Genomic DNA, 11306 nt, shown 5'->3' on the forward strand with positions numbered 1-11306 from the left:
TGGGGTGGACGCCGATGGCTTACTACGGTGGGTTACGCTCCAGCATCCGTGAGAGCCTCTGTGACCCCTTCCTGGTCAATGCCAAGGTGATGCCGCCAGGATTCGAGGGGCACGATGAGGGCGCTGAACTGGCAGGCTACTGTCTGGCGCACAAAGCGGGTTACTGGCTTGTATACCGCCCCGAAGATGCTGCCTTCTACTGCTTCTGGGGAGCCACGGCTTCAACCCTAGGTGCCCATGGTGTCACTGGCACCCCTCTCTACTGCTGGTCTGCCTGACGCCCGATTCGAACCCTTCCCAGCACTTCCCCTGCTAGACAGACCTTTTGGTAAAGCCCTAACCCGCCTCTGGCGACACAAATACTTGACCGCTCAAGCACCTCTTAATGGTGCCAGACTGGGTGGAAAGCCTCCGAATCCTGGGTATTTCATTTCCCCCTTTAATGTCGAGGACCCTATGCGACTGATTCTAAATCCCCTTGCCACATTCGTATCCCTCTCATTGGTTGCCCAGGCACCCCCAGTGGTCACTACACGGAGCGACAGGAACCAGGTCCGGCTCACCCTTTATCAGAACGGACGGGCGTTCATTCAGGAGAATCGCACTGTAACTCTGCCCAAGGGCGAAGTCTTGCTTCACATTGAGGACTTGGCGTCGAGCCTCATCCCTACGACTTTGCAAATTCAGAATCCCGATCTGGGTAGTTCAACAGGTGTCGTGCGGCAATCTTTTCTGTTCACCCGCCCGACCGCCCAGCAACTCCTCGGTCGCTTCGAGGGCAAGCGGGTCAAAGTGGCAAGCACGCTCGGGGGTGTCGACACCATTGAACAGGCGACCCTGCTTTCATTTGAGGGGGAGAGTGCCGTATTGCAGTACCCGGACCGGGTGGAAGTTCTTGGTGCTTCCTCTGCGAAACGAATCCTCATTCCCGGACTTCCCCCCGAAGTCCCTGCCTCTCCAAGAATGGAAGTGGCATTGACCACTCCAGTGGGTGGGAAGCGGGAGTTTTCTATCGCATACATCAGTTCGGATTTTCAGTGGACACCGACATACTCGGTGATCATCAACCCAACTGAGAAAATGATCGACTTGACCGCATGGGCAACGATCCTCAATGGCACGAAGACCCAGTTCAACCAAGCAAAGGTTGACCTTCTTGCAGGGGATGTGCCGATGCAGCCAGACGCGCGTTCCAGGGACAAGGTCATGCAATATGATGCGCCGCCTCCTCCGCCTCCCCCGCCTGGGTTAATGCAATTCGCTGGAGGAACCCTCCCCAGCAGCATGAACGCTGGCGAACGCAAGGTATACCCTATCCCAGGGAAATTGGACCTACTCCCTCAGCAGTCCGTTCAAGTGCCGTTTCTCGAAGTCCATGGCATCAAGGTACGCAAGGAGTACAGACTCTTCCGAAACCTGTTCCTCGACGAAGAAGATACACAAGTAATTGAGGGGCAGCCCATCTCTGTCGAGGCGAACCTCCTATTCCAGAATGAAGCGGCACAACACCTCGGGCGGCAGCTTCCAGGTGGGATCATCCGCCTTTATCAAGGAGACGATTCGGGTATCTTACGTCTCCTTGGGGAGGACCAACTGGCTGAATCCTCTGCTGGTAGCGAAGTGCGGTTGAGTTTGGGATTGGTCACGGATCTGACCGCTAAGTGCCGCATCACAGATCACAAGATCAATGAATCCGAATCCACAAAGAGGTCTGTGGAGGAGCGTGCGGTCGAAATCGTAATATCAAACCAAAAGAACCAAGCGAACCAAGTTCACGTCCAGGTTGACATCCAAGGGCAGTGGGAACTATTGAGCAGCAGTCTCCCTGGCGTGAAGGAGCAGGCGCATACTTTGGGATTCCAGGTTCAGGTTCAAGCAAATAGCAAGGCAACCCTGCAATACCGCGTGAAGACTATCTCTGCTCGATAACGTGACACGACTCCCGTTGGCGTTCACTATTCATACTTCGAAAGCCCTGTTTGACTCCGCCTTTGTGGATTTAGCGTGAACCAACACCTACTTCTCCAGTTTCTTTCCTGGTCCCTTGGGTCTTTAACCGCAGGGTTCTTAAGTTTTCAGGTTCTGGCGAATTCCCCCTGGGTCCTGAAGAATAAGCACTGTCGACCAATTCAGGCAATGGCATATTCGCTAGATCTAGTGAAGGGAGCGTGGCTCCTCATTGCAATAAATTCTTCATGGTTCCAGAAAGGATACGACTGGCTGATGGTGGAAGCTCAGCCATTTGGATTGAATCACGCTGGGCAGAAGACTCTTTTTCGGGGCGTGGTCAATGGTCAAGAAATAGAGCCATTGGTCGCGATCCTGTGCATCGTCGGGTTCTTTTTGAGCAAACGACTGTTGGCGCAGGACTCCCGATTACCAGTCCCCGCCGTTGCCATTGGACTTTGTTTAGGCTGTATCCCGCATTTGACACCCGTGTGGTTCCTAGGGTTCCTCCTTGCCTGGGCAGTGATCGGAAACCGATCAATCGCAGCAGCCATATCGCCTCTACTGCTATGCCTTGGAGCACTTTATTCGTTTGATTACTGCGTCCTCCTGGCAGCCAAGGACGGGTGGCTTACTGGCTCCGCTCTATGTCGATATACTCCAAGCACCCTCAGCTTTGGCGGATGGGTTGTTCTGTCGCTCATCTTGGTCGTGGGCAACAGATCAATTATTTTCGAGTTCCTGAGAAGTGAACTTCCCACCTATTGGAACCGACCCCAGCCATAGGAGAAGCCACCGTGCTTCGTCCCCTCGCCGCCTTCATATTCTCCTTCTACCTGGTCGCTGCCCCAGACTCGAAACCCTTTGACTCATGGTTCTCCCCTTCGGGGAAATTGAAGGCGGAATCATTTTTCATCGACCCTGATACTCCCCGGACTGTTTACCTTTTCGATCCAGAAAAGCCAGAGAAACGGGAAGTCCTCTGTTCCTATGTCCGGAATGCTCAACTTCTTTTCAGCCCAGATGAGCAGTGGATCGCCATGAGTGACAACTATGGCAGCGATGGGACCGAGATCCGTTTGTTCCACAGGGAGGGCGGGTTGAAGTTTAAAGAAAGGAAGGTCGATACATGGAATGCCCCCTGGAGGCTCTTGAGACGAACCCAGCGGGTTCCCTACCCAAAAGGCTTGAGCCATATCTATGCAGTCCCAAGAGAATGGTCCAATGACTCAAATGCACTCCTGATCTCTCTGACAGGGCATGAGGATATGGACCACTATGTTGATTCCTGGTTCTGCGTCCTCAATCTTAAGACCCAGGTTGCCACCTTGGATCTGGAACAGATGAACGTAGGGACGGTCGTAGGACCCCGCGAAGGAGCACCTCCTACGAGTGGGGAACAGACCCTCAGCAGTACCGTAAACCATGCCGCTGCGAAGGTCCTTGCCGCTGTTCGGCGCGATAAACTCTACCCCTCTGTTCCATCCAAATGCCTTATGGCAGACCTAGAAGAGGAAACGATTGGCTATTTCTTGTTCGCAGTCCGATATGACGGATCATGCTGTGGGGTTCGGACTGAATCAAATCTCCTGGATCGATTTGCAGTCCTTAAGCCCACGGGCGAGATTGTTTATTGGGATGTCTCCGATCCCGCTTCATTCAAGCCCTACTCAACCCGCCTCCACAATGGGACAAAGCCCAGGTAAACCAAAACAATGAAACCTCTCATCCGTTCATCCCTGCTTCTCACGCTCGTTACCGTGGCATATTCCCAGACGCTCAAAGTCCCTGCACTTGATCATTTCAGAGGTCACTGGCAACCAGCATGTGGGTATGGCTGGGGATTTGAAATTCCCAGATCGGGTAATCTGGCTGACCTCACCATCGAATCGAATCAAATTCATGTCCAAGTCCGCTTTGGACCTTCAATGGATGACGACTCCCATGCAGTAGAAATATACCTAGTTAAACCAATTGACCTTGGTCGAGGCGGCGCTTCTCTTCCCTGGGACATGATGGATACCAGGGAACCCATCGGGAGACTCCTCAGGAGCGCATGTTCAAAAGACCTTATGGTTCTTAAGTGGTATGGACTGCGAACCCGTACGATGGAAACTAGCGTGTTTCATTATGGCTTCGACATACAAGGTGAGTACAAACGAGAGCGGTGATTGATCGGAGAGTATAGATGCATTCCGAAATTGAAGATTGGAACAACGGATGGTTTGGCATCCGGCTATCAGTGAGTCCTCAAGAGATTCAGGAACTCATTTCCCAACTCCAGGAATTACTGGGGGACCACGATCAGCATTTCCACATTTCGTCCGACTACAAGGAAGCTTCTGGGTTAGGCGATATTCAGATTTCGGTGAAGGAGACATCCGAGGTAGATAACCTATTCCTTTCCAGCCTCGCAATTCCACCGGGTAGCACCCTCAAATGATTGGAACACCAACATGAGGACCATTCAGATTGCCGCACTTACCCTTGGACTCGTTCTTGCCGCATCCCCGGCATATGCGAAGCGCCTTCCGCCAAAGCCAGTCCATCCCGTCCGGGCTAAAGGTGTGGAGTTCACCGTACCTCACGCAATGCTGATGGGACTGGTCGTGGCAACAGACATCAAATCCGGTACTGTCCTTTGGCGGCGTCAAATCTACACAGTCAGAATTGATCCAGCGGTTGAAGAAGACGCACAGTGGTCTTTCATCACCGGAATAAAAACCGAGAATGGATGCCTAATTATCACGAACGAAAGTGGGTGCGAATACTCACTGAACCTGAAGACTCTCCAGGTTCATGCGATCAAAGGAAACGTAGTTGTTCAGTGGGAACCACATGATCAATAGCTTCTTGCGATTCATTTGTCTAATCCTTCCGCAACGTCTTCTTCAGCCCATGCTTCATTACAAGGGTCTTTGGGTTCAATCATTTGCCTTCTCGGCGGGGACCTATGGCATTCGCTATTCCAGCGGCATCGAATAAAGCAATCAACCGCGCCGGTAAAGTGTTAATTGATGGACACTCTTCCCAGGAAGCAAGGGTTCAGGCAATTGCCATTATCGCACATTGGCGCTCCTGTCATGCCTACCCGGTGAATACATTCCAAGCCACGCTACGTGGTCGAGTGAAGAAAATTTGTGACGGTGCTTTGGTTGCACAGCGACTCAAACGTATTCCATCAATGGAAGCAAAACTCAGGTTAATTCATGGGATGCAATTAGCACGAATGCAGGATATTGGTGGTTTAAGAGCCGTGGTCGATACGATATCTCAGGTCAGGAAACTTCAGGATAAGTATTCAGATGGATCGTTGACGCATGAACTGATTGATGTTGATGATTACATTGAACACCCACCCAAATCAGGTTATCGAAGTGTTCATCTTATTTATAAATATAATAATCCTACACTATCTACATACAATGGTCTTCATTTAGAATTGCAAATCCGCACCCGTTTGCAGCACGCATGGGCAACTGCCGTTGAAATCATAGGGACTTTTCTCAACCAAGCACTAAAATCTAGCGTTGGGTCAACAGAATGGCTATTTTACTTTAAAGTCGTGAGTGCTGCTTTCTCCTTGCTAGAGAAAACTCCTATTCTTGATGAATTTTCAAAATGGACGCCAAATAGAATTGCTCAAACCTGTATCGGACTTGAACGAGATTTAGATGTTAAGCGAAATCTTCAAGCTTTTGCCATTGCGGCTAATGCCATAATTTCAGGAAAAACTTCAGGCAATTATCATCTAATCATATTAAATGCCACGACAAAGATGGTCAAGGTCCAATCCTATGGCGTTAGGAGATTGTCAGAAGCCAATGAAGCTTATGCACAAGCAGAATTCTCTGCATCATTAAGCGGAGAAGATATTCAAACAGTGCTGGTTGCTACCGACACTGTAGATTCGCTTCGCAGGGCTTACCCTAATTATTTCCTGGATTCACGCCAATTCATTTCAGCGTTGGCGCGGATTCCCAAACTACTTTCCTAAACGTCTAGAATTGAAATGAAGGACGCTGTGGTTTCCATTGAAATATGCCGGTGAATAACTAATAGCCTGCTAAAAATGAACGTAGCAAGTGTTTGCGGTCCTTGATTTCCTTAATTGAAATGCCCAGGTGGAAGCCCGGGCGTTTAGGGTCCTTTGGTCTGACGTTTAGGGCAGGGGAGGAAGATCCGTGAACGTGTCGGAAGCGAACAGGTCGGGTTCGTCCATCTGTTCTGGAACCTCGACTCCAATGGCTTCAAGTTCCTCAGCCCAGGCATCCATCCAATCCTGATAAATGCCGCCCTTGTCGCCGTCCTGCCAGTTCTCAGACCGGCTCTCGTAATACGCTTCCTGCCCCTCATGGACCGACTCGATGAAGGAATTGGCTTCTCCCACTAGCCCGTTGTGGCGTTCTACCAGATTCTCCATTCGCTCGCTGGCAGCCTCAAGGTAGGAGTTGATGGCTTCGACCTCCTTGCGGATTTCGTCGGTCACCTCGGATAAGGAAGCCTGGATCTGGCTCTTTTGCTTGAACTGGGCGCTGGTCAACTTCTGCATTGCTTGAGTCTCCTGGTGGATCAATCTTCAGGAAACTGGGAGCCGAGTTCAACAGGGTCGCCATCCAACTCGGTCACAGTCTACGCCTTGCCTTTCTTGAACTTGAGATCGAGTCCGCGATCAGAAGGAATCGTCCTCATCCACGCCTCCAACGCAGGATTCGAGTTTGTTCAATTCCATGCGCTCCATGACTGCGGCGAGGTAATCAACGGGCGCGGTGTCGGTGCCGCCTTCAACATCCCATGGGACATCTGGCAAGTCCGACACAAGGGATGGAAGAACTGCTACCTCATCCATGGCATGGGACGGTCCACATGATCCCTTCCACCGATTATGGGCTGCATCCAGGGTGGTCACGTCAATGCCAGTGTAGGTGGTGATCTTCTCCCGAGTACGGGCGACCTTCTTTATCCTTACCAGCCCAAGCCGGATGGCAAATGCCAGCCCGTCACCAAAGGCTTTTGCAGAACACGCGCCCGGCGGTAAGTGGAAGCGGTCATGGAACCATTCCAAGAAATCGAAGGCGGCGATCATGTGGATATGATCGCGAGGCAGATCAATGGTGGAGAGGATGCGGACGAGATCTCCAAGGGCGCGGTCCACGCCCCCATCCTGTAGGTGAGTCGATGATTCTGGGATTTGATCCCGTGTGGCTGTGAAGCACATGGCTTCTCCTTTGGAAGTGCCGGGAGTAGCCTGAATAGGAATTTGATTGAACAAGCCGGAAAGGTTGTGATGAGGGCGGAATGCCCTCGGGAACTGCTCTGCGGGATGGTGGGGGCTGTTAGGCAGGAATCCTTTTCCCCCAGAGTGCGATATGAATCTGGTCCTCTATTGGAAGGCTGTAGAAGGATGGGTGCGTTCCAAGGAGGCGGCTCCACCCTCCAGGCGGAGTGACCACATCCTCAATCCTCACGTCACCCTTCAGGATAGGAAGGATCCCGGCGACGAACATTTGCCTGATGATCCGGGATTTGAGATTCTGGGCAGCGGTTGAGGTGTGAAGAAGACGCATCGCCGAAGGAAGGCGATAAGCCCATGGAACGCGAGTGCGCCGGACAAGTGCTTGAGTTGAGTTCATGTGGCTCCTTTGAATGGATGGGGAGGAGTAGAGGTTTTGGACGCAGCTTCCGCCTGGCTCGAAGAGAACTGCGTCAGGGTTGGCTGGATGGCATAGGCAGCCTTGGTGGCTGACTGAAGGGGCAGTGCTGTCCTTCTATATTGATTACCACCCAACTTGGATCGTTGATCGCCTCCACCTTGGTAGCCGCTGCCGTAGAGTTGTAGCCGAGAATGAGTGAGCCACCCGGGCGTTACTCCAACGTGCGCGGCTGCGGGGGTTCAACGTGGAGTGTGGGTGGTGGGAATATAGAGTCATCCACACATTCCCTCTCCGCCAATCTTGAACGGGGCACCCAATCGATGTCACGGCTCTACCCTCATCGGCTCGACCATCACAACTCGCTTACCGCCGATCCTGTCCTGGAATGTCTGGAAGTGGAGTCGATCGAGGACCATGGAGAGCCGCTTCCCTGTGACCGTCTCCCCCTTGAAGTGTTCATGGATCCAGGCGTTGCATCGCGCTAGGAGTTCAGGGTGCGGCACAGAGACGCCAGCATTGAAGGGCGACCCACTGGACCGCAAGAAGGCTTCAATGGTCGATTCTTTGAATATCTTTGTCCTATGCTGCCGCAGCCGACGCTTGTCGCGCTTTCGGGCGCCCCGCTTCACGAGATTCCGGATGATGATTTCAGGCGTGGTTCCGTGGAATTCGGATTTGTCCCAGCGCCCAATTGGATCAGAGATGTCCTTCCCTCTGGCACTCAAGATGAGCCGGGCGATTTCCCGATCCGAGATACGGTTCACGTTGCCGTTCTCGTCCAGGCATCTGGACGCATAATACCGCCGCATGTACTTGAAAGTGTCAACCTCAGAAAGCCAGTAGTGGCGCAGCATTGACGCCATCACGCGAAAATGATTGGCTGACGCCTTTTGCCCGGTGATTCCTGGCTCCGTCTTCCGAATGAACATCCTGGCGTCGTCCTTCCGTGCGGAGTATCTGACGCCCATGAGGGGACCGCTGATCGTTTCAGCACTGGGGCGGTATGCGTCTAGGCGTTCCTGTGGTTCAACCTGACGGTCAAAATCGTCCTCTGAAAAGTTGCCCTGGGCTTCCTCATCCTCAGCCGCAGGCACATGGACAGACATTCCAGGCGAAATCGACCTGGGATCGAACTCCGGGAGACTGGCTCTTATGGAGTCCAGAGAGGCGAAGATCAGTGCCACCGTTTCCGGCTCACAGGAGATATCTCGCCCCTCCCAGTAGAGCGTCTTGTTCACGCTGTACGCAGCCACCACCAACCCGGATGTCTTGATGTCGATGCCGGGCTTCTCCTCTGTGGTCGGGTGGCTCTTTCCTGGGTTCAAGCGCGAGGTGTCGCTTTTCAGATCCGGGGCGGAATCCGGCAGTACGAAGTAGTCATGACCACCCCGCTTGCCGATCACCTCCAAGGGGCTGCTGATGCCCCTATCCCTGAGCCATTCCAAGGATCCAGGGCGGTCCCGATCCAAGATGACCAACCGGATTGGCGCAGGTGGCAGCCTATCGATTCTCAGGCAAATGCCCACAGAGCCGCCATTGTCCATATGGTCCTCAACCTTATCGATGGAGGAGAGGACCGCGCGTTTCGCGGAACCGACCATGTGCTTGCCCGGGTTCTTGCAGGGGAATATGGTCTTGCTCAGCCTGTATTCCGTCCACTTGGCATTGGTATCCAGGCGGGAAGAGGAATTTGGGGAGCAGTTGCATTCCCCGCCCTCCTTGATCTTGTGCAAGCGGAGCAAGGTGAACCCTGCCTTCAACCAAAATTCAAAGTAGGCTCTCCGGGCTTGGCGGAAAGGGTCGAGGACTGGTGGCTGCTTTCGGGTTTTTGATCCAGCCATGGCTGCGCTCAGGCGCTCTTGACTTCAAGCCACTGCCACTCGTTCCCGTCTTCGTCCCTCGCGCCTCCCGTATAGCCCTGATCCCACATGGTGGAGGCGATAGTGAGGAGGAGGTCGATGTCCGGTCCCTCTGGGCTGATCTCCATGGGGAAGAGGTGGGCAGCAATCTCCTGGGTAGTGCGCGGGGCAGACTGAAGCCAGGAAGCGTTCTCCTGGATCACGAAGGTGACCCTGGCATCAAAGGTGTCCTCGGTAGCTGCCTCGTCAAAGTCGTATGGGTACCCGGCGTCCGGGTAATTGTCATTGAACATAAGTTCTCCTAGCCACCTTGACGGTGGGCTTGATGAAGGGGCGGTCCTCATGGCTGTCAGCCTGGGATAGGACTCGCTGGATAGGGTTGAGGGAGGAATACGCGGGATCACCCGCGAGGGCGGTCAGCCGACTTGGGGGCGAAGGCGGGAACCTCGAACCGGGTGGCTGTCTTACTGATTACCAACAGGGTTGCCGTACGGTGGATGACGACCCTCTCCACAGGGGCAACCTGGTGGTGGGCGGCTGGCTGGCGCGGGGGTGGAGAGGATAGCGGTCATGGTCGTGAATAGGCTCCACGAATGATTACCTTCAGCCTCCGCGCCGAAGCGCCGGTCACTTCTGGCGGCAGTAAAACAGCTTCTGACAACCGCCGATCAAATTCCCGGCTCGGGGCAACCAGCACCGCCATGACATGTAAGACATCCGAGCAGGTCGCCAGTTCAACGCCGATTGGCTTCCTGAGCAATTCCACGCGACAGGGCTTCGCCAGCGTGGACTCTACAGGCAGCCTCCATGACGGTGCCAGGATTGCTCAAGGTTGCGACCCGATCTCACCGTTTAAGCTGGTGTGACCATTCACTGTGCGCCATTGCAGGTCAGACAGGTTCAAAACCGCTCATGACAAGCTAGGGCATAAAGGGTGGCAATTTTGACGCGCCTCTGTGAGGGAGGGCACGGGCGCAGGACGCTTCATCGGATTCCCTTCTCAGAGCAATCGCAGTGGTGGAGAGGATTTAGTTTGTGCGGGCGAGGGAAGAATCAGCGAAGAACCGCATTATGACTGGATCCAGAGATGCTTCTTCCAAGCCTTCAATTCGTAAATTGACCACCCGTGGGGTTCTGGCAGATGAAAGCGAATTGCAGTTAAACCCCGCCCCCTTGGGTCCAACTGGACTCATGATGATATAAAGCAAATCAATACTTTACTAACATGTTAGGTCCCGAGGTCCCGCTGTGGTCACGAATGTTCGCTGACCACTGACTCTCCGGCTTGGCACTTCCTTCCCGATTTCTGGTCACTGAATTCGACGGAAAACCAATAATGACGGGCGTTTTATCGACCCAAGGACTTGCACCTCTATTGCACCTCGCCTATCCTGAAACTACAACTTCGAGGCGAAGTAGCGGACCTTTGATAGCCCGGCTGGACGTAAAAAAAACCTCCTAAGCGTTGGCTTTAGGAGGTTTGAGTGGTGGTCCCGGAGCGATTCGAACGCCCGACCCTCAGATTCGTAGTCTGATGCTCTATCCAGCTGAGCTACGGGACCGCGGTGGCTTTCCAGTGTATCGGGTTCTTTGGGAATTTCCACCCGAAATCCTGGGGGAGGCGGGAGGGGGAGGGTCGGGGTGGCTGGGGGGAGCGGCTGGGATTCCATATTCTGCGGGGGGTTGGGCGGGGTGGGGTGGGGCGGGTTGGGGAAATCCGGCTTGGCAAATCTTGGTTGTGGGTATTCCTGACCAGGGAGTAGACTGGAGTTCCATTAATCCCGATCAAAGCCATGCCCACTTTGGCGTTTGCCGTGGTCGGGAGCCTTGAAATGGGGCCACCTGC

General features: G+C 53.6%; 9 protein-coding genes and 1 tRNA gene. 5 read left to right on the forward strand and 5 right to left on the reverse strand.

Translation table 11 applies throughout. The features are described 5' to 3' along the window. Positions 1–456: 456 nt before the first annotated feature. The 5 genes from RAH40_RS22040 to RAH40_RS22060 all read left to right on the forward strand — a co-directional run bounded on the left by RAH40_RS22040 (position 457) and on the right by RAH40_RS22060 (position 5944). A complete protein-coding gene (locus RAH40_RS22040; protein ID WP_306599790.1) occupies positions 457–1929 on the forward strand; it encodes a DUF4139 domain-containing protein in 1473 nt (490 codons plus the stop codon). An 815-nt stretch (positions 1930–2744) separates the two neighbouring features. Next, positions 2745–3653: a hypothetical protein gene (locus tag RAH40_RS22045; protein WP_306599791.1), complete on the forward strand. Its 909-nt coding sequence runs from the start codon at positions 2745–2747 to the stop codon at positions 3651–3653. A 482-nt stretch (positions 3654–4135) separates the two neighbouring features. Further along, entirely contained in the window at positions 4136–4390 is a 255-nt protein-coding gene (locus tag RAH40_RS22050; RefSeq protein ID WP_306599793.1) for a hypothetical protein, read from the forward strand. Between the two features lie 13 nt (positions 4391–4403). Next, positions 4404–4796 (forward strand): hypothetical protein, encoded by a 393-nt coding sequence (locus RAH40_RS22055; RefSeq protein ID WP_306599794.1) that lies wholly within the window; start codon positions 4404–4406, stop codon positions 4794–4796. A 104-nt stretch (positions 4797–4900) separates the two neighbouring features. Beyond that, positions 4901–5944: a RelA/SpoT domain-containing protein gene (locus RAH40_RS22060; RefSeq protein WP_306599795.1), complete on the forward strand. Its 1044-nt coding sequence runs from the start codon at positions 4901–4903 to the stop codon at positions 5942–5944. A 165-nt stretch (positions 5945–6109) separates the two neighbouring features. Here RAH40_RS22060 and RAH40_RS22065 read toward each other — a convergent pair whose 3' ends face one another. From RAH40_RS22065 to RAH40_RS22085, 5 genes are all read right to left on the reverse strand, one after another. After that, on the reverse strand, positions 6110–6499 hold the full coding sequence (locus RAH40_RS22065) for a hypothetical protein (RefSeq protein ID WP_306599796.1): 390 nt from the start codon (positions 6497–6499) through the stop codon (positions 6110–6112). A 120-nt stretch (positions 6500–6619) separates the two neighbouring features. After that, complete coding sequence (locus RAH40_RS22070) at positions 6620–7102, reverse strand: hypothetical protein (RefSeq protein ID WP_306599797.1); 483 nt, start codon at positions 7100–7102, stop codon at positions 6620–6622. Positions 7103–7924: 822 nt separating this feature from the next. After that, positions 7925–9334, reverse strand: coding sequence for a hypothetical protein (locus RAH40_RS22075; protein WP_306599798.1), 1410 nt, complete (start codon positions 9332–9334; stop codon positions 7925–7927). 116 nt (positions 9335–9450) lie between these two features. Further along, on the reverse strand, positions 9451–9753 hold the full coding sequence (locus RAH40_RS22080; protein ID WP_306599799.1) for a hypothetical protein: 303 nt from the start codon (positions 9751–9753) through the stop codon (positions 9451–9453). Between the two features lie 1192 nt (positions 9754–10945). Further along, a tRNA-Arg gene (locus RAH40_RS22085) sits at positions 10946–11022 on the reverse strand. Positions 11023–11306 lie beyond the last annotated feature (284 nt).

The organism is Geothrix sp. 21YS21S-2 (assembly GCF_030846775.1).
In the GTDB taxonomy this organism is placed as follows: Bacteria; Acidobacteriota; Holophagae; order Holophagales; family Holophagaceae; genus Mesoterricola.